Source organism: Octadecabacter algicola (assembly GCF_021532625.1).
In the GTDB taxonomy this organism is placed as follows: domain Bacteria; phylum Pseudomonadota; class Alphaproteobacteria; order Rhodobacterales; family Rhodobacteraceae; genus Octadecabacter; species Octadecabacter algicola.
Map to the genome: position 1 here is coordinate 724,674 of NZ_JAKGAR010000003.1, position 20,903 is coordinate 745,576.

Here is a 20,903-nt window from a genome sequence, read left to right on the forward strand (position 1 = left end):
AATGGCAGATTTTCCAACAACGGCCCGCGTGGTCATCATCGGTGGCGGCGTTGTCGGTACGTCCGCCCTGTTCCATTTGGCGCGCGCTGGCTGGTCCGATTGCGTACTTCTTGAAAAGAACGAATTGACGGCCGGGTCCACATGGCACGCCGCGGGCAATGTCCCGAACTTTGCGCCGAACTGGGCCGTGATGAACATGCAGCGATACGGTGCGGAAATGTATCGTGGGTTGGCGGAAGAAGTAGACTACCCAATGAACTACCATGTCACTGGGGCAATTCGTTTGGCGCATTCTAAACAACGGATGCAAGAATTTGAAAAGATTTCCGGTCAAGCGCTCGCGCAGGGTCTGACAATGGACGTTTGCACGCCAGACGAATTGAAAGAACATAACCCATTCATTGAGACTCATGACCTTGCGGGTGGCCTTTGGGATCCGCTGGATGGCGATATCGACCCTGCACAGCTGACGCAGGCTTTGGCCAAGGGCGCGCGGGATGCGGGCGGTCGTATCGAACGGTTCAGCCCAGTCACGGGGATTGATCGAGATGGTGACGAGTGGATCGTTAAGACCGACAAAGGCGATATTCGTTGTGAATTCGTCGTCAACTGTGCAGGCTACTATGCCCAGCGTGTCGGTGAGATGTTCAAGCCGTTTGGTGGTCGCACAGTGCCGATGGTTGTGATGTCCCACCAGTATTTCCTCACGGGTCAATTGCCCGAACTTGAGGCGTTCACCAAAGAGCGCGGGCAGAAAATGCCGATGATCCGTGACCCCGACATCAGCTATTATCTGCGTCAGGACAAACACGGTTTGAACCTTGGACCGTATGAACGGAACTGTAAGGCACATTGGGTTACGCCAAACGACCCGATGCCGGAGGACTTTAGCTTCCAGCTTTACCCAGACGACCTTGAACGTCTTGAGTTCTACATTGAAGACGCCATGGAGCGTTTGCCGCTGTTGGGTGAGGGCGGTGTTGAACGTAATATCAACGGACCGATCCCATATGCGCCGGACGGGTTGCCTATGATTGGCCCAATGCCGGGTGTTAAGAACGCTTTCGAGGCACACTCATTCACCTTTGGCATCGCCCAAGGAGGCGGAGCGGGTAAAGTGCTGGCTGAGTGGATCATGCACGGCGAAACCGAAATCGACATGTGGTCTTGTGATCCACGTCGCTACACCGATTACGCCGATCACGATTACTGTCTTTCCAAGGCGTTGGAGACATACGGCCACGAATACGCCATGCACTTCCCGCATCACGAATGGCCTGCTGGGCGCGATAAGAAACACTCGACGTTGCACAGCCGCCTGATCGACGCGGGTGCGCAGATGGGCGCCTATAACGGCTGGGAACGCGCCAATTGGTATGCTGCTGAGGGTGATGACACGTCCGAGGAAACAACCCAGACATGGGATCGTAATGGCCCTTGGGAAACTGCGATCAAACGCGAGGTTGAGGCCGTGACAAATGGGTGTGGTATGCTGCCGATCACCGGCTTTAGCCGCATCAAGGTTGAGGGCGAGGGCGCGAAGGACTTCGTTGATGGTCTAACCGCATCGCGCCTGCCTAAAAAAGGGCGCGTTACGCTTGCGTATTTTCCAGACAGCCGTGGGCGTATCCTGACCGAGACATCTGTCATGGTGCATAGCGATACGGATGTCGGGCTCATCACGGCGGCGACGGCGCAATGGCATGACTTTGAGATATTCTCTCGTCAGGCGCCTGATGGCATCAGTGTTACCGATCACACCAAAGAGGTGGAGTGCCTACTCGTGACAGGGCCAAAAGCCCGCGAGATTCTTGCACCATTGGTAGTGGGTCATGATCTTTCCCAGCCGTGGTTGTCCGTCAGTATGGATGGAACGGTCGCAGGCCAAGATGCTGCTTTGATCCGTGTATCCTTTGCCGGTGAGCTGGGTTGGGAGATCCACGCGGCCCCCGATGCAATGCCCGCGATCTGGGATGCGCTTGCGGATGCAGGAGTTACGCCGTTCGGAATGTACGCGCTTAACTCCATGCGGATCGAAAAAGGATACCGTGCATGGAAGGGTGACCTTTCGACAGATTACTCCCTTCTTGAGGGTGGTTTGGATCGGTTCGTCAAGCTCGACAAGCCGCAGGACTTCCCAGGCAAGGCCGCGCTGCTGAACGAGCAGCAACAGGGTCGCAAGAAGGCCTTTGTGACGATGGTCATGGACGCAGGCGACGCTGATGCGCCGTATATGGCACCTGTTTGGCATGGCGACGAAATCGTTGGCGAAGTCACGTCCTGTGCCATGGGGTATCGCACTAATAAATGTATCGCGCTGGGCATGATCCGAACCGATCTGGCTGAGGTCGGAACCGAGTTGCAGGTCGATGTCTTCGGCACGCGACAACGCGCTGTTGTTCAAGAAGATCAGCCGCTATGGGATCCGAAAAATGAAAGGATCCGTGCATGACAAAGATTACCCTTTTGGACGGTGGAATGGGCCAAGAACTCGTCCACCGTGCGGGCGACAAACCTACCCCACTTTGGTCCACGCAAGTGATGATCGACCATCCGGGGATGGTGGCGGATGTTCACCGCGATTTTACCGCGGCTGGTGCGACCGTGGCCACCTTGAATACTTACGCCATTCACCACGACCGCCTTGACGGGACTGCGATGGATGGGAAATTCGCCGAACTGCACCAAATCGCTTTGGCTGAGGCTAAGGCATCTGGCGCCTCGCGTCTTGCGACGTCCATCGGGCCACTGGGGGCAAGCTACCGGGCGGACTTGTTGCCGCCTCATGACGAGGCCGTCACGAAATTCGCCGAAGTCGCCGCGCAGACAGGGGATAGTGTTGATCTGATCCTGTGCGAAACCGTGGTTTCGGTGGCGCACACCCGCGCCATTCTTGAAGGCGCGTTAAGCGTGGGCAAACCGGTTTGGGTCGCGTTCTCTGTGTCCGATCAAGACGGAACACTGCTGCGATCTGGCGAGCCATTGGCGGATGCAGTTGCGGTAGCAGGTGGGGCAGATGCATTGCTCGTCAATTGCTCAACACCCGAAGTCATAGGCACCGCACTGGATATTTTGGCCACGGTTGGAAAACCATTTGGCGCCTATGCCAACGGGTTCGAAAAAATCAGCGAAGGTTTCCTAGAAGCCAAACCTACCGTTGACGCCTTAACACTACGCCGTGATTTCACACCTGAAGCCTATGCCGACTTCGCAATGGGTTGGGTGGATCAAGGCGCTACGATCATCGGCGGCTGCTGCGAAGTCAGCCCCGCCCACATCTCTGAAATCGCTAAGCGTTTGCGCGCGGCGGGACACGATATCATTTAGAGGACGAAACGGATGGCTGATCTTCCTAACAAAGCCCGAGTTGTCATTATTGGTGGCGGTGTCATCGGCTGTTCTGTGGCGTATCACCTCAGCAAGCAAGGCTGGAAAGATATCGTTCTGCTCGAACGTAAACAGCTGACGTCAGGCACCACTTGGCATGCGGCTGGGCTGATTGCCCAATTGCGCGCAACCCAGAACATGACAAAGCTCGCCAAGTATTCTCAGGAACTTTATGGTGGTTTAGAGACTGAAACAGGTGTTGCGACAGGGTTCAAACGTTGTGGGTCTATCACGGTCGCGCTGACAGAAGAACGCAAAGAAGAGATCTACCGCCAAGCCGCAATGGCGCGCGCGTTTGGAGTGGATGTGGAAGAAATTTCACCGGGTGAGGTGAAAGCGAAATACGAGCATCTGAATATTGATGGCGTTGTCGGTGGTGTCTACCTGCCGCTCGACGGGCAGGGCGACCCCGCTAACATCGCGCTGGCCCTAGCCAAGGGTGCCCGCCAAGGCGGTGCCATCGTCAAAGAACGTGTGAAAGCCACAGGCGTCGTGCGCGATGGGCGACGCATTACGGGCGTTCATTGGGAAGACTCCGACGGGCAGGGCACGATCGAATGTGACCACGTCGTGAACTGTGCGGGCATGTGGGGCCGCGAGGTTGGTCAGATGCTCGGTACCAATGTGCCGCTGCAAGCCTGCGAACATTTCTACATCGTTACAGAGGCTATTCAGGGCCTAAAACAGCTGCCCGTGCTGCGCGTTCCGGATGAATGTGCCTATTACAAAGAAGACGCCGGAAAAATGCTTTTGGGTGCATTCGAACCTATTTCCAAACCTTGGGGGCCAATTCCAGACGATTTCGAGTTCGACCAGTTACCCGAAGACTTCGACCACTTTGAGCCGATCCTAGAGAATGCGGTTGAGCGGATGCCGATGCTCGCTGAAGCAGGCATTCACACGTTCTTCAATGGCCCGGAATCCTTTACGCCTGATGACGCCTACCACCTTGGACTAGCGCCTGAGATGGACAATGTCTGGGTTGCGGCTGGTTTCAATTCTGTCGGTATTCAGTCCGCTGGTGGCGCTGGTATGGCGTTGGCGCAGTGGATGGATGCAGGTGAAAAACCATTCGATCTTGGCGACGTCGATATCAGCCGCATGCAGCCGTTTCAGGGCAACAAAACCTATCTGATGGAACGGTCCAAGGAAACGTTGGGCCTCCTTTATGCTGATCATTTCCCCTACCGCCAAAAGGCGACGGCACGTGGCATTCGCCGTACGCCGTTCCACCAGCAGCTTTTGCGGAACGGTGCTGTTATGGGCGAGTTGGCTGGTTGGGAACGCGCCAACTGGTTCGCGCGGGACGGGCAGTCGCCCGAATACAAATATTCATGGCAGCGACAAAACTTTTTCGACAATGTCGCGGCAGAACATATGGCCGTGCGCGAGAACGTTGGCATGTATGATATGTCGTCTTTCGGCAAGATTAGGGTCGAAGGACCCGACGCCGAAGCCTATTTGAACTACGTTGGCGGCGGCGACTATTCCTGCCCGATCGGTAAAATCGTCTATACGCAATTTCTAAACACGCGCGGCGGGATCGAAGCTGATGTCACTGTGACGCGCTTATCGGAAACTGCCTATTTGGTCGTGACCCCTGCAGCGACACGACTGGCCGATCAAACATGGATGGAACGCCACAAGGGTACCTTCAACGTGGTCATAACTGATGTGACCGCAGGCGAAGGCGTGTTGGCGGTGATGGGTCCGAACAGCCGCAAACTGCTGCAAGCGGTGTCGCCGAACGATTTCAGCAACGACGTGAATCCATTTGGTACCGCGCAAGAGATTGAAATTGGCATGGGGCTCGCGCGGGTCCACCGCGTCACTTATGTTGGTGAACTCGGCTGGGAAATCTATGTCAGCGCCGATCAAGCGGCTCATGTCTTTGAAACTCTGCACGAGGCGGGACAAGATCATGACCTCACGCTCTGCGGGATGCACATGATGGACACCTGTCGCATCGAAAAAGGGTTCCGTCACTTTGGCCATGACATCACTTGCGAAGACCACGTGATGGAGGCCGGCCTCGGCTTTGCTGTCAAAAAGGATAAACCTGATTTCATCGGGCGTGAGGCCGTGCTGCAAAAGCAGGAACAGGGTCTAAACATGCGGATGGTGCAGTTCAAACTCACCGATCCCGAGCCGTTGTTGTACCACAACGAACCGATCCTGAGGGATGGCGAGATTGTTGGCTACCTGTCTTCTGGCGGGTATGGGCACAGCTTGGGCGGAGCTATTGGCCTTGGTTATGTCCCTTGTGAGGGCGAAAAAGCGGCGGACGTACTGGCATCGACCTACGAGATCGACGTTATGGGCACCAAAGTGCGTGCGGAAGCGTCTTTGCGCCCGATGTATGATCCCAGATCAGAACGTGTAAAGGTCTAGGTTATGGCGAGAGTAGACATTGTTAAATGGATCGCGACGGTGATCCAGTTGATCGGCTATGCGCTGACGGGGCTGAACATTGTGCCATGGAATATCCTGGCCTTTGTGGTTGGGATCATCCTTTGGTTTTTGGTCGGTGTGATGTGGAAAGATCGCGCGATCATGGTCGTTCACGTTGGCGCACTTATAGCGATCGTGGGTGGTTATCTCAATTCGTGACGGGGCCATCACAAAATAGCATTGCGACAGGCGCGGCTTTGGCTTGACCACAAGCACGTTAATCGTGCTGATGTACCTATGGCGAATACCTCTCCCCCTAACGAAGATACCTTGCGCGGCTTTGGCTTTGCGTTCTCGGCATATTTCCTATGGGGGTTCCTACCGCTTTACCTCAAATACGTAGACCATATTCCTGCTGTCCAAGTCGTCGCCCACCGCGTGCTTTGGTCTGTCCCGATTGTCGGTGTGGTGTTGATCCTGCTGGGCCGCACCAAGGACGTGCGCCGTATCCTGCGCGACCCGAAATCACTGGCGATGGGGGCAATCACCGCAGCATTGGTTTCCGTCAATTGGGGAACCTATGTTTGGGCGATTGCGGCAGAACGAACATTGGATGGAGCGCTAGGATATTACATGAATCCGATCTTCAGCATTTTCCTCGCCTCGGTTTTGTTGGGTGAGAGATTGAATCGTCTACAATGGGGCGCTGTTGCCTTGGCGACGGGCGCGGTTGTGGTTTTGACCATAGCAAATGGGTCTCTGCCATGGCCGGCTTTGGTCCTGATGTTGTCATGGGGGTTCTACGCCTACTTTAAACGTTCCCTTCCCATCGGACCAAATCAGGGGTTCCTCTTAGAAGTGTTAATTCTTACGCCCTTCGCGCTGGGCTACGTCATCTGGCTGGGGATCACAGGCGAAGGGACCTTCACGCCTATGTCCGCTGATACATGGCTTCTCATGGGGTGTGGCGTGGTCACGGCAGTGCCGTTGATGCTGTACGCTAATGGGGCAAAGGGACTACGCCTCGCGACGATTGGCATCATGCAATATATCGCGCCAACGATGATTATGTTGGTCGCAGTGTTTGTGTTTGATGAACCATTTGGATCAGCCCGTGCAATTGCGTTCCCGATGATCTGGGCCGCGCTGGCGCTTTATACGTTTGCTATGTTTCGGGGGCGCAAGACGTGAGCAGTGATTACAACCCACCCAATGATCCGCTTGATGTCATTCACTCGGATCATGAAATTTTGATCGTGAACAAACCCGCGGGGCTTTTGTCGGTGCCGGGCAAGGGCCCCCACCTTGCCGACTGTCTGATCGCGCGGGTGCAGGATGCGTTTCCACAGGCATTGTTGATCCACCGTTTGGATCGCGACACCAGCGGAGTAATGGTTTTTGCGCTGACGCCCCATGCGCAGCGCCACATTGGGCTGCAATTTGAAAAACGCTATACCAAGAAGACTTATGTAGCCCGCGTTTGGGGCACGTTAGAGCCGAAAACAGGCACGGTAGATTTGCCGCTCATCGTAGATTGGGAAAACCGACCGCTTCAAAAGGTTTGCCATGAAACAGGAAAATCTGCCCAGACAGATTGGCGCGTTATGCGCAGTGACAGTGTCGAAAGTCGTGTGCGTTTGATGCCCAAGACAGGGCGCAGTCACCAGCTGCGGGTACATATGCTCAGCCTTGGTCACCCGATCTTGGGGGACCCGTTCTATGCTACCGGTGAGGCGCTTAATTATCCTCGTCTGATGCTACACTCCGAAGAGCTACGTCTGCGCCACCCAGATGGTGGCGAAGGCGTTCGTTATCGTGCAAAGGTGCCGTTTTAGGGTTCGATCATATCCACACGCGTTGCGTGACGGCCACCTTCGAACTCGGCGCCCAAGAACGCATCAACGATATCAAGTGCCAGACCTTCGCCCACAACGCGTGCCCCAAGTGACAGCATATTCGCGTTGTTGTGTTCGCGGGTCATACGCGCCGAGAACGTATCCAAGCACACGCCGCAACGGATACCTTTGACTTTGTTGGCGGCCATCATGATTCCTTGGCCTGTGCCACAAACGATGATGCCGAGATCACAATCACCAGACGCCACACGTTCAGCCGCAGCCGCGCCATGGAGCGGATAGTGCGTGCTTTCGGTGGTTGTCGGGCCGATGTCTTCAACCTCATAGCCCTGATCAGCGATGTGTTTGGCGATTGCCTGGCGCAGGTCGATTGCGGCGTGATCGCTCGACAGGACGATGCGTTTGGATGTGTTGGTCATGTCAGTCTCTTTCGTCGGTAAGTCGTGTGGTTATAGGCCCGCCAATCGGCGGTCGGTCAGGTTAAGACGCGCGGCGACAATCGGTTGCGTGTCAGCCCGTAGCTCCGGTTCTTTGCTAAGAAGAAATTCGAGTTCGTCCAATCGGTTCATTGCCACCAATTCCGCTATATCCTCGCGGGGAAGGTGGGTTACGGGTTGGATTAATTCGACGCGTGTGTCTGCGATCAGAGCGCGCGTGGCATCGCTGTCCAATCCCGTTTCGACAAAGGCGTAAATCCCCATTCCTTTAGCAGGCAATGCGAACGGGCTGAGCCGAACACCTGTCACGGCATCATTTGCCATCAAGTCGGCAGTGATGTCCGCGCCTTCTTTGGCAATGCGGTTACCGGTGCCTTCACCATCGGACCAATTGAACACGCCACGCGTGATGCCGTTGTAAAGGCGTTTGCCTGTGGCCATCCAAATGCGCGTTGGCAGGGATTTGCGTTTTAGAATTCTGCGTTCGGACGCCGTCAAAAGACCCTTTGCGTAGCGCCCTTTTTGTTTGACCAAATGGCGCAGGTCTTCGTAGGCCATTGTGCGATACAGCCACCCTTTGCGGCGATGTACCGAGGCCAACTGAAAGTCGATTACGGCGGCTGAACCATCCGGCGCCATCAACCAGTTTTGCGGTTTGGCGAGGTCATTGTGTGTGACATTACGACGGCGCATTTCACGCAAGATACGTTTGGCGTCTTTGTAATAGGCGGAATCATCCGGCTTCGCGAGGTTCAGCGGAATGCCGTCAGACCAGCTCCTCAGGATGCCTTCGTCGTCTACGCGGATCAGATCGGGGGTGCCCGTGATGCCTGTGACAACACGCAGGGACCGAACTTCTTTACGGGCAAGAAACCCGGCGATCGGTTTTGCCCAAAACGGCACACCATCCAACTTGCGCAGCACGAGCTTCGTCTCGGGCGCACCTTCAAGATGACCAGATACGGTTTCGGAAAACTCGTCACGTTTGTGGGTCGTGGTGGGGACAAATTTGGCGCGCATGTTGGGTTGTTAGCGCCGATTGCCCACCAAGAAAAGGAAAAGGCGGCGAGAGGACCCGCCGCCTTTAACAAATCTGTGTTCTAAGACGTCCAACCGCTGACGGCTTTAACTTCGAGGAACTCTTCCAATCCGTATAGCCCACCTTCGCGGCCATTGCCGGACTGTTTGTAGCCACCAAATGGCGATCCTTGTGCGAATCCTTGGCCGTTGGTTTCCACCATGCCAGAACGCAAGCGACGGGCTGCGTAGTGGCGTTTTTCGTCGTCAGGTGTCTGGATGTAGTTAGTGAGGCCGTAGGGAGTGTCGTTAGCGATAGCAATGGCTTCGTCGATCGTGTCGAACTTCATGATGGCCAGCACGGGGCCAAAGACTTCTTCTTGGGCGATGGTCATATCGTTTGTGACATCTGCGATTACGGTTGGTTTGACGTAGAAGCCACGGTTCAGCCCGTCTGGGCGACCAAGGCCACCAGCTGTCAGGCGGCCTTCGCCAACACCGATCTCAATCAAGCCTTGGATCTTATCGAACTGCGCCTCAGAGACGACTGGACCAATATGCTGGCCTTCTTCGGATGCTGGCCCAACTTTTGTTTCGTTCGCAACGCGTGTCGCGATTTCAACGGCTTCGTCATAGAAAGACGATTCGACCAACATACGGGTTGGCGCGTTGCAGGATTGGCCTGAGTTACGGAAACAACGAGATGCACCGTATTCGACGCCCTTTGCACCTGCATCTTCAAAGATGATGTTCGCACCTTTACCGCCGAGCTCAAGGCTTACGCGTTTCAAGGAGTCTGCCGCCGATTTCGAAATCAGCTTACCTGCGCGGGACGAGCCCGTGAAGCTAACCATATCGACATCTGGGTGCGCGGACAGTTGAGAACCAACACCGACGCCATCACCATTGATCATGTTGAAAACGCCAGCAGGGAAGCCTGCTTCGTCCATATATTCAGCGAACAGAACGCTAGACAGCGGTGAGATTTCGGATGGTTTCAAAACCGTTGTACAACCAACTGCGATTGCAGGAACGGCTTTCAGGACGACCTGATTCATCGGCCAGTTCCACGGCGTGATAAGTGCGCAAACGCCAATTGGTTCCAACAGGGTCTTTTCAGTCGCAGTGAAGTCGCGTTCAAAGGACATCGTTTCAAAGGCCTTGAGGAAACCTTCGAGGTGCCAAGAGCCAGCGCCGACTTGATTAATCCGCGACATAGAGATCGGCGCACCCATTTCCATGGACATGGCTTGGGCCATTTCTTCGGCGCGATCATTGTAAACTTCTAGCAGACGCTTGAACAGCGCCATTTTTTCGGACCTGTCGACAAACGCCCATTCGGGAAAGGCCGCTTTGGCAGCTGCAACTGCGGCATCCGTGTCTGCCTGATCTCCAAGAGAGATGATGGCGCAGGCTTCTTCGGTAGACGGGTCGACTACTGAAAAGTCGTTTGCTTTGGCAGGGGAAACCCACTGTCCATTGATGTAGAAATCTCTTTTCTCGATCATGATTGATCCTCCGATTGGCACTTATGGTCGCAGGGTGTGTTTGCGGTGCTGGCAGTGCTAGAACTGTTCTAACACGAGTCATATATGATCAATGAACGTAAACAAGAAGGAGCACCGACATGGGCTTGCGCATCAACGACACGATTCCGAACCTGACTGTTGAAACTGATGAGGGTACATTTGCCCTTCACGACTGGATTGGCGACAGCTGGGCCATCCTGTTCAGCCACCCGAAAGATTTTACGCCCGTTTGCACAACTGAATTCGGCGCTGTGGCTCAGCTGGCCGATGAGTGGGAAAAGCGTGGTACTAAGGTGCTAGGTATTTCCATCGACGGTGTCGAAGAGCACAAAAAATGGAAAAAAGACATTGAGTCCACAAGCGGCGCCAAAGCTGGGTTCCCGATTGTTGCTGACGAAGGTCTTGAACTTGCCAAGGCATTCGACATGTTGCCAGCCGAAGCTTACATGCCAGACGGTCGTACGCCTGCGGATTCCGCAACTGTGCGTGTTGTCTTTATCGTTGGCCCAGACAAGCAGTTGAAGCTGTCCATGACCTACCCGATGAATGTTGGCCGCAATTTTGCAGAAGTGCTGCGTGCATTGGACGGTCTGCAGACCGCCGCACGAGAAAACGTTGCGACTCCGGCGAACTGGACTGTTGGCCAAGACGTTGTTGTTCCGATGGGCGTGTCTGATGAAGATGCGATTGCCAAGTATGGTTCGATCGACACGAAGCTACCGTATCTGCGGATGGCTAAACTACCCGAGTAACGGCAGCGTCGCTATTTGCTTTGCAAATGCGCCCCGCCCACGGTCCCTTTGGGATTGGTGGACGGGGCGTTTTTTTTATGCTTCGTCTGCGTCTAGCAGCCCTGTTTTGAACAGGATGCCTGCTGCAACACCACCGATGACGGGTGCAACAATGAAGAGCCAAACTTGACCAAGTGCGCCGCCACCTGCGAACAGGGCTGGCCCAATGGAGCGTGCTGGGTTCACAGAAACACCTGTGATTTTGATACCAACCAAGTGGATTACAACCAATGCCAAGCCAATTGCCAAGCCCGCCATCGCCGCTGGTGCACCTTTGCCTGTCGAGCCGAGGATCACGACGACGAACAGGAATGTAGCAACGACTTCAAAGACGAATGCCGAGAGAATATTGTATTCGCCGAGGTAACCTTCCCCCCAACCGTTTGCACCAAGACCACCTTCGTAGCTTGCTGTGCCAGATGCGATGATCCAGAGAACCAGTGCACCGGCGATTGCGCCCGCGACCTGAGCAATCATGTACGGAATGGCTTCGGCCATGGTCATGCGACCAGCGGCAACCGCGCCCAAAGAAACAGCGGGGTTGATGTGACAGCCCGAAACCGGACCGATGCCGTAGGCCATCCCGATCAAAGCCAGACCGAATGCGAAACTGATACCTGCAAGGCCAATTCCTGTTGTGCCGTCTGCGCCTGCGATGACGGCTGCGCCGCAACCAAACAGGACCAGTGTGAATGTGCCGATGAATTCGGCCAATGGTTTCTTCATGATATTTCCTTCCCAAGAACGTCCAGTGAGCAGACGTTAAGACCCAAGGTGCGATTTAATGCGCGGGTGCGTCACGGGGAGAAAGCACAAAAAAGGCCCCGCCGTACGACGAGGCCGTTTCCGAGATGAAAGTCTGTTTAGTGAAGTACGGCGCGAGTATTGAGCGGAACGCGGTTATACAAATCTGTAATGTGGCTGTTTACCAGTCGCACGCATCCGTTTGACACCGCACTGCCGATCGTGCGCGGGGCATTGGTTCCGTGGATGCGCAGAAAGGTGTCGCGCTGGCCGCTAAACAGATATAGTGCGCGTGCACCAAGCGGGTTCTCGACACCGCCAGGCATGCCATCTGCGTATTGGGCATAGGATTCAGGGCTGCGCTCGATCATGTCGGGAGTAGGGGTCCAACTAGGCCACTCTTTCTTTACGCGAATGATGAAATCGCCGCTTTCATAAAGGCCCTGACGGCCAATGCCGACCGAGTATTCCATCGCCAAACCAGGCCCGAGCATCCAATATAGTTTGAAGCTGCCCGGTTCGACGTGAACTTCGCCGGTCGCGTAGTCACGATCAATGCGCACGACACGTGGCAACTGGCTTTCGGGAATTAGAAATCCTTGGGCGGACGCGGAGGTGGCAGCAAGGCCAGCGGATGCGGCGGCAGTGTTTAGGAAGTGGCGGCGCGTAATCATTAACATAATCCCCAGTAAGACGTTCGTTATTCCACGTTATGCCCTGCATTAGGGGTTTTGGGCAAGGTATTGCCGATCACGAAGCGGTCAGGGTTTCCTGACCATGAAAAAGGCCCCGATGTTTCCATCGGGGCCTCTGCGTTCAAAAATTGAGAGCGAAGACCTTAGTCTTCTTTCTTCTCTTCTTTGATTTCTTCGCCAGTTTCCTGATCGACAACTTTCATGGATAGGCGAACCTTGCCACGGTCGTCAAAGCCCAGAAGCTTAACTTTAACTTCCTGACCTTCTTTTAGAACGTCGGACGGGTGGTTCAAGCGACGGTTTTCGATCTGAGAAACGTGCACGAGGCCATCTTTCTTGCCGAAGAAGTTCACGAATGCACCGAAGTCGACGATCTTCACGACTGTACCTGTGTAAACCATGCCCTCTTCAGGCTCAGCTACGATGGACCAGATCATGTCGTAGGCCTTCTTGATGCTGTCACCGTTTGGCGATGCGATCTTGATGATGCCTTCGTCGTTGATGTCGACCTTTGCGCCGGACACTTCAACGATCTCACGGATAACTTTACCGCCAGACCCGATGACTTCACGGATTTTATCCGTTGGGACCTGCATCGTTTCGATGCGTGGTGCGTGCTCGGAGAACTCGGACGCGCCGGAAAGTGCCTTGTTCATTTCACCAAGGATGTGCATACGGCCCGCTTTCGCCTGAGCGAGAGCTTCTTTCATAATAGCTGGCGTGATGCCTGCGATCTTGATGTCCATCTGCAAGGATGTGATGCCGTTTTCGGTACCCGCAACCTTGAAGTCCATGTCGCCGAGGTGGTCTTCGTCGCCCAAGATGTCGGAGAGGATGGCGTAGTCGCCGCTCTCTTCCATGATGAGGCCCATAGCAACACCAGCAACCGCTGATTTCAGCGGAACACCTGCGTCCATCATGGACAAGGAGCCACCACAAACAGACGCCATAGAGGACGAACCGTTGGATTCTGTGATTTCGGACACAACGCGAACGGTGTACGGGAAATCAGTTGCAGTAGGCAGAACCGCCTGAAGTGCACGCCAAGCAAGCTTACCGTGGCCGATTTCACGACGACCTGGAGGGCCGAAACGACCAACTTCACCAACAGAGTATGGTGGGAAGTTATAGTGCAGCAGGAAGTTCGATTTATACATACCTTGAAGGCTGTCGATCATCTGCTCGTCGTCGCCAGTACCCAATGTCGTAACAACAAGGCCCTGAGTTTCACCGCGTGTGAACAATGCAGAACCGTGTGTCCGTGGCAGGATGCCTGTCTCGGATACGATGTCGCGGATTTCGTCAGTCTTACGACCGTCAATGCGCTTACCCGTTTTTACAACGTCGCCGCGCAGGATGGAGGCCTCGAGGCCTTTCATCGCGGAACCGAGGTTTGCATCTTCAAGCTGCTCTTCTGTCAAAGCAGCTTTGATTGCTTCGCGAGCTTCGCCAACGGCTGTTGTGCGTTCCTGCTTGTCGGAAATCGCGAAGGCTGCGCGCATCTGCTTTTCGCCTGCTTTGGCAACAGCCTTGGACAGATCGGAGTAGTCAGGTGCGGAAAAGTCGAACGGCTCTTTTGCGGCGTCTTCGGCCAGATCAATGATCAGGTCGATAACTGGCTGGATCTGTTCGTGAGCAAATTCAACAGCGCCGAGCATTTCCTCTTCGGAAAGTTCGTATGCTTCGGATTCAACCATCATCACGGCGTCTTTGGTGCCTGCAACAACAAGGTCCAAACGCTGTTCTGGGTTTTCACGCAGCTTGTGCATGTCGTCCATTTCAGGGTTCAGGATGTAATCGCCATCTTCAAAGCCAACGCGGCAAGCAGCGATTGGGCCCATGAATGGTGCGCCAGAGATTGTCAGCGCAGCGGATGCCGCGATCATTGCAACCATGTCTGGATCGTTAACGAGGTCGTGGGACAGAACAGTACAGATAACCAGTACTTCGTTCTTGAAACCCTCAACGAACAGCGGGCGGATCGGACGGTCGATCAGGCGGGCTGTCAGGGTTTCTTTTTCTGTTGGGCGTGCTTCACGCTTGAAGAAACCACCTGGAACTTTACCAGCGGCGTAATACTTTTCACCGTAGTGAACGGTCAGCGGGAAGAAATCTTGACCCGGCTTTTGTTGCTTGGCGAATGTGACGTTCGCCATAACAGTTGTTTCGCCGTATGTGGCGATCACGGTGCCGTCTGCCTGACGCGCAACCTTACCCGTTTCCAGTGTCAGCGTTTCTTCGCCCCACTGGATGGATTTTTTAATTTCTTTGAACATTATCGTTTCCTATTTGAGGGCACCCTTGGGCGTTCCCAAGTCCCTCGTATCATTGGTGGCCCCATTGCCACCGACCCCAATCCTGTCTGCGCACGCCGGGGTCTTTAGCGTTACGTCTCAGATAGGGGGCGTTTACAGAGGTTTTGGCGGTTTGGGAAGCTTTGTGTTGTCATGCTGTGATCGCCGTCAATCGACAGGTTCGGAACACAAGTAACCAACAGCGATGGCCACGATTGCGCAGGGTAGACCAATATTAAAAGCGAAGAATGGGATGATACCGAATAAAAAACCAAATCCGAGAAAGGCGAGGATGGCAGGGAGTATTTCGTGCCATTCGATGCCATGTTGGATTACATCATGAATAAGAAGCCCAATCGGGCCAGCAATTGTGCCGAACAGGAAACCAATACCACCCCAGTTCCATATCGTGGCGACATTGAAAATAAGTCTCGTTCGAAACGCGTTAAGCATCGTTAGTGCAATGATCGTCGTGGGCATTACGATGATCCATGCCATGACGTCATAGTTGGTAAGGATAATGTTCGTGTTTTTCGGGTGCCCCATTATCCAAGCTGCGGGGTTCAGTGGCCCTGCAAATACTAGGAACACCACGCCCCAAATCCCAAATGGTTCGCGAAATCGACGTAAATCCTTGGTTGGCGGGGCGGCGGCAGTCATGTCCCAAAACATACCACCACTTTAAGGCGAGATTTAAGGCGATTATTGAAACCTTGTGAATTAGGGGCGAGGTGGTCGCGCAGATGCGTCACACTTTGCACCTGCGTCTTCGGCGACACATCCAGCTTGGGCGGTCATACAGCCGAGGATCAGGTTCGCGCCTTCTTCGCCCGCGTGATAGTGGTAGCCATCGCCTTGGTCGTGGCCGTTGCATTCGTCCAACGTGGGGTCCTGAACGCCTAGGTTGGCGCGGATGTCGTAGCCATCCATCGCAATGCCGATAACGGGTGCGTCGCCGCCATCATCTTGCGCAGTTGTTTCAAGGCAATCGGTCGCCGCGTGGTAGTGGTAGCCAACATGCAAGTTTACGTGCCCACCGCAGTCATCGAACGGGGCAACTGTATAGGCCCCCAGAATGGCATCGACCGGCGCGGGTCCATCAAGGCGTATGCCATTGAAGGCAACGCCAGATCCAGTTTGGTTGGTTGGCATGGGGTTGTCTTGGGCTACAGGTTCAAGCGGGATTGTGTAGGTCACTGCGGCGTCTTCATCCATGTAGGATGCTTCACAGACAACACAGAAGTTTTCGTATTCCGCACCCACGTCAGGGCGCGCAGCAGCAGCGCATTGTTCGAGTGAATCCGTCACTTTGATTTCACCTGTTTCAGGATCAACCATCTGCCATTTGGGGTCATCGTAAACGTCCGCCAAGGACGCCATGAATGCGCCATCCGCATCGACGAATTCGCCATCCACAAACCACTTACCTGCCAGTTCGGGGCCGTCGCTGCCGGATGTCGGGCACCATGGGCCGGGTTCGTAGTCTTGTGGTTCGGCCTTAACAGTAATTGTAAAACAGGTGCTTTGCGCGCCGCCGGACAGTGTGCAGTCAACGACCTCTGGACCGTTCAGAACCATGGCATTCACAAACAGATGTTCAAGTTCGTGGATGCGGTCGTCGGTGGCATCAGCCACGGCGGATGTGGCGGCAAGGCAGGATAGAAGTGTTATAGCGGGGAGCGAGCGTATCATTGCGGAACCTTTTTTTGATCACTGTCAGAAACACGAAACGTTGCGTGTTCCTATGATACGCATGACACTCAAGATTCGGTCGAATATTCTTAAACGGCTCGGTCCCTTGGCGATTTGGGGAGTCCAAACGCTTTTCTGGCTTCGATCAAACGCAAGTCTTCGGGGTCCATACCAAGGCTTAAGATCGTATCGCGATCAAACCTCTCTCGTGCGTCTTCGCGGCTATAAGATGTGCCAAACAAACGGTCGATCCATCCCATGCCAAAACTGACGTGAAACGTTGTCTCATGGTCGTTGAAGTGGTGGCGCAGGTGGCTTTGCGTGACTTTGTTTCCGAACCACCCCTTTGGCACGTTCACATGTGCTAGCGTGTGGCAGTACTCATAAAAGGTGAACGCGCTGACTGACCCAAGAAACAAAGCCACGGTTCCGAACAGCGCGGCACTAGATAGTCCAAGAATGGGCCAAAGAACCACTGTGTGTAGCGCCGCCGCAACCAGCCCGAATTTCAACGCATACCAATTGTCGCCACCGGTGAAGAATTCGGGGTTCGTAGGGAATTCGTGATGGCCGATATGGCTGCGATACAGGTCATTGAACATGCCCTGCTGTTGAGGCGGTTCACGATGGTAAAGAAACCGGTGCATGACGTACTCCACAAAGAATTGAAGAACGACTCCGTAGATGACTGCCACAAATGCCAGCAAGCTAAAGTTCAGGATAAACAAAACTAGACCCAACACCCAGAACGGCGCGAGCCGTTGCAAGCTGCCCATGTTGGTCAGAATACGAAGTGTCGGAATCATGTTTCCCCTCCCAGAGTTTGAGGAACTCTAGGGCAGGGGTCTGATTCCGATCAAGGATGACGCGGCGTGCCGAAGCCTATGGCGCGCGTAGGTCCAACAGTTCAGAGACCGTGACAAATTCAAAGCCACGCGCAGTCAGTCCTGACAATATGGCTGGCAAAGCAGCGCGGGTAGCAGCGCCGCTATCATACATCGGATGGAGCAAAATAATGGAGCCTGACCGGGCTTCCTTCAGGACAAAATCGGTGATGGCATCTGCGTCGCCTGCAAGTGCAGGATCATCTTCTGGGGCGACGTCCCACATGATGGCAGGCCGCTCGTTACGCGCGAGGTAGAACGGCAGGATCACTAGTTTCTTACCGTAAGGAGGACGGAAAGGGATGGCCCCTGTATATCCAGCGTTCCTGAGGGATTGATCTGTAGTCTCTATCTCGGCCGCGACGCGGGACGGGGACATCAGCACCAAACGAGGGTGCGAATAGGAGTGGTTACCAAGCTCATGGCCGCCATCCGCTATTTGAGTGACCAACTCCGGATGCGCAACAACATCTTGCCCAACCAAAAAGAAAGTCGCGACGGTGCCGTGCTCGTTTAGCGTGGTCAGAACGTCGCCCAGAAAACGCGGGGATGGGCCGTCATCAAAGGTAAGCGCGATAACAGGTGCGTTTGTCTCAACCCGTGCGATGGCTTCGCCGGCAATCATGAATGTAGTTGAACGGCTCAACTGTAGAGCGCCCCAAGCGCTTAGGATCAGGACAGTGATGATCACCGCAAGACGCCGCATCAAAGCGCGTCCGTTTGATACAACCGCACTTTCATTCCACCGTGATCTACAACAGGGCTGAGCGGCTTGAACGGCAGGCCCGTTGCTTTGGCTAGGCTGGGTTCGGTGGTAATGACCCCCACGCGCCACCCTTTGAAGTGTGACTTCATCCTATCTCCGAACGAAGAATACAAACCGAACAGCGGCTTCTTGTTGCCGATACGCCCACCGTAGGGCGGGTTGATCATGACCAGCCCCGTGTCGTCACATGGCGGGGTAATCTCATTGACTTGTTTCACTTGAAAATCGGTTACATCAGAAACGCCCGCGCGGTCTGCGTTGGCTTTGGACATGGTGACAGCTCCTTGGTCGCGATCGCTGCCGTAGGTGTTGAACATTGCGGGCCGTTCAGGGCTGCGCATCGCATCAAACGCCTCGACGTCAAAATTGGGCAGAGACTGAAACGTAAACGCGCGGGCGCGACCGGAATCAAACCTGCGTGCAATTTCGGCGGCTTCGATTGGAAAGGTGCCCGATCCGCACATGGGGTCATAAAACGGCTCTTTGCCGTTATAGCCCGCATAGCGCAGAAACATCGCCGCCATGGTTTCACGCATAGGCGCTTTGTTGACGGCCTCTTTGTGGCCGCGCTTGTGCAAAGGTTCACCAGAGGTGTCGAGCGACAGGGTGACGATGTCACGCTCAATGCGAACGCGGATGGACAGGGCGTCGGCTAGGTCTTCCTCTTCGCGCGCGATGTTGTAACCGCGTGCGGAAAGCGCGTTCTCGACCCTCTCGGTCGCGGCTCCTGCGTGATAGATCTTTGATTTATGGCACGCGGTTTCAACGCGCACCCATGCGCCGCTCGGTAGGACATCCTGCCAAGCAAAGTCACGCGTGTTGAGCTCGAGTTGCGACAAGTAAAGCGCGCGAAATTCCGCAACCCGTGCAAGGACGCGTGCAGCCCCACGAAGCTGTAGGTTTGCACGCCAGACTTGTGGCCACTCACCACGGATCGTGACCCCGCCGTGGATGACAGAAGTTACTTTGAAACCTTTTTCGCGGGCTTCGGTTGCCAGCAGGTCCTGCAGGCCGGGGGCGGTAATGAGAAAAATGTCCATGGGATTTCCCTATACGGTTCACGGGCAAAGCAAAACCGCCCACGGTTTCCCGTAGGCGGCTGCTATTCGTTCGCAAAAACCAGAAAGGCTTAGCGGCGGATACCCAAACGTTTGATGAGGTCTTGGTAACGAGCCTCGTCTTTGCCTTTGGTGTAATCCAGAAGCTTACGGCGCAGAGCAACCATTTTCAAAAGGCCACGGCGACCGTGGTTGTCTTTCTTGTGGGTCTTAAAGTGCTCTGTGAGCGTAGAAATGCGGGATGTCAGGATCGCAACTTGAACTTCCGGCGAACCAGTGTCGCCTTCTTTGATTGCGAATTCTTTCATCAAGCGTGCTTTTTCTTCAGCAGTAATCGACATCGGGATCTCCTTATTTAAAGGGTGAATGGCACAAGCCGGGATGTCGTCCAGCAGGGCCCGTGGAGGGTGGTCTGCCCCCAATAACGAGGCCAGATGCGCGCATATAGGAAGATTCCCTTACGAAAGCAAAGGAAATGTGCGGCTAGATTGGCATGAGTTGCACCATGTCCACGTCAATCGACGCAACGCCAAACAGCTCTGCGATGGCATCCCCGTCGGCCAACAGCAAAAGACCGTTCTCAGTAAGCTGTGTTGTCAAGGTCGGGACCGCGTCATCGTATTTGACAACAAGTACGTCGTCGCCTGTGTAATCCATGATCGAAACCAAGCCGTTTTCGACTTCAAAGCGATCGGTCCCATCCCCCCCAGACATCACGTCGCCATCGTTGCCGATAAGGGTATCATTGCCTTCGCTGCCGTTCAGGTAGTCTTGTTCTGCGCCGCCGTCTTCGCCAGTCACTCCGTCGATCAAGTCATCGCCTTCGCTGCCTTGGACCATGTCGCGGCCAGCACCACCGATTAGAGTATCATCGCCATAACCGCCAAGAATCTCATCGTCGTCATAGGCGCCGTCAATCAGATCGTCGCCGCTGCCGCCGTGGAGCGTGTCATTACCGCTTCCTCCGGACAGGTCATCGTCGCCAAAGTAACCGTAGACTTGATCGTCTCCGTTTTCACCTGCAAGGAGGTCATTCCCCTCGCCGCCATGGATATCATCTTTGCCCTCGCCGCCCAAAAGGGTGTCGTTCCCGCTCACGCCATCGATGTAATCATCGCCAAGCTGGCCGTTTAACCGGTCGTCGCCGCTCCCTCCGAGCAAATTGTCGAGGTCATTTGTCCCGCCGACGTCGGCGTGTTCGGGCCCAACCAAGACGTTGTCTGCTTCTGAGGTGCCGTCCGAAGATAGTGCATCGTCATCAGCCGTTGGTAGGCCAATAATGGCTGTTCCTGCGATGGCGAGGCTTACAAGGCCAAGAAGCATAAACATGGTGTTTTCTTTCGTAAGGCCGACGAATCTTGG

20 protein-coding genes are annotated in these 20,903 nt (G+C 54.7%); 7 read left to right on the forward strand and 13 right to left on the reverse strand.

All coding sequences use genetic code 11. The annotated features are described in order from the left end of the window. The first annotated feature begins 1 nt into the window (after position 1). From L0666_RS14770 to L0666_RS14795, 6 genes are all read left to right on the forward strand, one after another. A complete protein-coding gene (locus tag L0666_RS14770; protein ID WP_235262140.1) occupies positions 2–2,452 on the forward strand; it encodes a GcvT family protein in 2,451 nt (816 codons plus the stop codon). Further along, positions 2,449–3,327, forward strand: coding sequence for a homocysteine S-methyltransferase family protein (locus tag L0666_RS14775; RefSeq protein ID WP_235262141.1), 879 nt, complete (start codon positions 2,449–2,451; stop codon positions 3,325–3,327). The genes L0666_RS14770 and L0666_RS14775 overlap by 4 nt, the downstream gene beginning before the upstream one ends. A 12-nt stretch (positions 3,328–3,339) precedes the next feature. Continuing rightward, complete coding sequence (locus L0666_RS14780; protein ID WP_235262142.1) at positions 3,340–5,778, forward strand: GcvT family protein; 2,439 nt, start codon at positions 3,340–3,342, stop codon at positions 5,776–5,778. Positions 5,779–5,781: 3 nt separating this feature from the next. Beyond that, entirely contained in the window at positions 5,782–5,997 is a 216-nt protein-coding gene (locus tag L0666_RS14785; RefSeq protein ID WP_235262143.1) for a DUF6552 family protein, read from the forward strand. A 78-nt stretch (positions 5,998–6,075) separates the two neighbouring features. Then, complete coding sequence (gene rarD / locus L0666_RS14790; RefSeq protein ID WP_235262144.1) at positions 6,076–6,969, forward strand: EamA family transporter RarD; 894 nt, start codon at positions 6,076–6,078, stop codon at positions 6,967–6,969. Beyond that, positions 6,966–7,613, forward strand: coding sequence for an RluA family pseudouridine synthase (locus L0666_RS14795; RefSeq protein WP_235262145.1), 648 nt, complete (start codon positions 6,966–6,968; stop codon positions 7,611–7,613). The genes rarD and L0666_RS14795 overlap by 4 nt, the downstream gene beginning before the upstream one ends. On the opposite strand, the gene rpiB is transcribed toward L0666_RS14795, so the two are convergent. From rpiB to L0666_RS14810, 3 genes are all read right to left on the reverse strand, one after another. Further along, on the reverse strand, positions 7,610–8,053 hold the full coding sequence (gene rpiB / locus L0666_RS14800) for a ribose 5-phosphate isomerase B (protein WP_216035723.1): 444 nt from the start codon (positions 8,051–8,053) through the stop codon (positions 7,610–7,612). The two genes, L0666_RS14795 and rpiB, sit on opposite strands and share 4 nt — an antisense overlap. A gap of 30 nt (positions 8,054–8,083) precedes the next feature. Continuing rightward, positions 8,084–9,091, reverse strand: a complete 1,008-nt coding sequence (locus L0666_RS14805; RefSeq protein WP_235262146.1) for a serine/threonine protein kinase — start codon at positions 9,089–9,091, stop codon at positions 8,084–8,086. A gap of 80 nt (positions 9,092–9,171) precedes the next feature. After that, positions 9,172–10,596 (reverse strand): aldehyde dehydrogenase family protein, encoded by a 1,425-nt coding sequence (locus L0666_RS14810; protein WP_235262147.1) that lies wholly within the window; start codon positions 10,594–10,596, stop codon positions 9,172–9,174. 119 nt (positions 10,597–10,715) lie between these two features. Here L0666_RS14810 and L0666_RS14815 point away from each other — a divergent pair, with 119 nt between their 5' ends. Beyond that, on the forward strand, positions 10,716–11,369 hold the full coding sequence (locus L0666_RS14815) for a peroxiredoxin (RefSeq protein ID WP_235262148.1): 654 nt from the start codon (positions 10,716–10,718) through the stop codon (positions 11,367–11,369). 75 nt (positions 11,370–11,444) lie between these two features. Here L0666_RS14815 and aqpZ read toward each other — a convergent pair whose 3' ends face one another. The 10 genes from aqpZ to L0666_RS17305 form a co-directional block, all read right to left on the reverse strand. Continuing rightward, positions 11,445–12,134 carry an aquaporin Z gene (gene aqpZ, locus L0666_RS14820; RefSeq protein ID WP_235262149.1) on the reverse strand — a complete coding sequence of 230 codons (690 nt, stop codon included), beginning with the start codon at positions 12,132–12,134 and terminating at the stop codon, positions 11,445–11,447. A 137-nt stretch (positions 12,135–12,271) separates the two neighbouring features. Beyond that, positions 12,272–12,826, reverse strand: coding sequence for a L,D-transpeptidase (locus L0666_RS14825; RefSeq protein WP_235262150.1), 555 nt, complete (start codon positions 12,824–12,826; stop codon positions 12,272–12,274). A 164-nt stretch (positions 12,827–12,990) separates the two neighbouring features. Beyond that, the gene (pnp, locus tag L0666_RS14830) at positions 12,991–15,123 is read right to left on the reverse strand and encodes a polyribonucleotide nucleotidyltransferase (protein ID WP_235262151.1); all 2,133 of its coding nucleotides are present in this window, start codon (positions 15,121–15,123) and stop codon (positions 12,991–12,993) included. Positions 15,124–15,309: 186 nt separating this feature from the next. Next, entirely contained in the window at positions 15,310–15,801 is a 492-nt protein-coding gene (locus L0666_RS14835) for a hypothetical protein (RefSeq protein WP_235262152.1), read from the reverse strand. Between the two features lie 60 nt (positions 15,802–15,861). After that, positions 15,862–16,833: a YHYH protein gene (locus L0666_RS14840; protein ID WP_235262153.1), complete on the reverse strand. Its 972-nt coding sequence runs from the start codon at positions 16,831–16,833 to the stop codon at positions 15,862–15,864. Positions 16,834–16,922: 89 nt separating this feature from the next. Further along, positions 16,923–17,639, reverse strand: a complete 717-nt coding sequence (locus tag L0666_RS14845; RefSeq protein WP_235262154.1) for a sterol desaturase family protein — start codon at positions 17,637–17,639, stop codon at positions 16,923–16,925. A gap of 76 nt (positions 17,640–17,715) precedes the next feature. Then, on the reverse strand, positions 17,716–18,423 hold the full coding sequence (locus L0666_RS14850) for a polysaccharide deacetylase family protein (RefSeq protein WP_235262155.1): 708 nt from the start codon (positions 18,421–18,423) through the stop codon (positions 17,716–17,718). Further along, a complete protein-coding gene (locus L0666_RS14855) occupies positions 18,423–19,523 on the reverse strand; it encodes a THUMP domain-containing class I SAM-dependent RNA methyltransferase (protein ID WP_235262156.1) in 1,101 nt (366 codons plus the stop codon). Before L0666_RS14855 ends, L0666_RS14850 begins: the two co-directional genes overlap by 1 nt. 89 nt (positions 19,524–19,612) lie before the next feature. Next, positions 19,613–19,882 carry a 30S ribosomal protein S15 gene (gene rpsO / locus L0666_RS14860; protein ID WP_216035711.1) on the reverse strand — a complete coding sequence of 90 codons (270 nt, stop codon included), beginning with the start codon at positions 19,880–19,882 and terminating at the stop codon, positions 19,613–19,615. Positions 19,883–20,024: 142 nt separating this feature from the next. Continuing rightward, positions 20,025–20,870, reverse strand: coding sequence for a calcium-binding protein (locus L0666_RS17305; protein WP_272492189.1), 846 nt, complete (start codon positions 20,868–20,870; stop codon positions 20,025–20,027). Positions 20,871–20,903 lie beyond the last annotated feature (33 nt).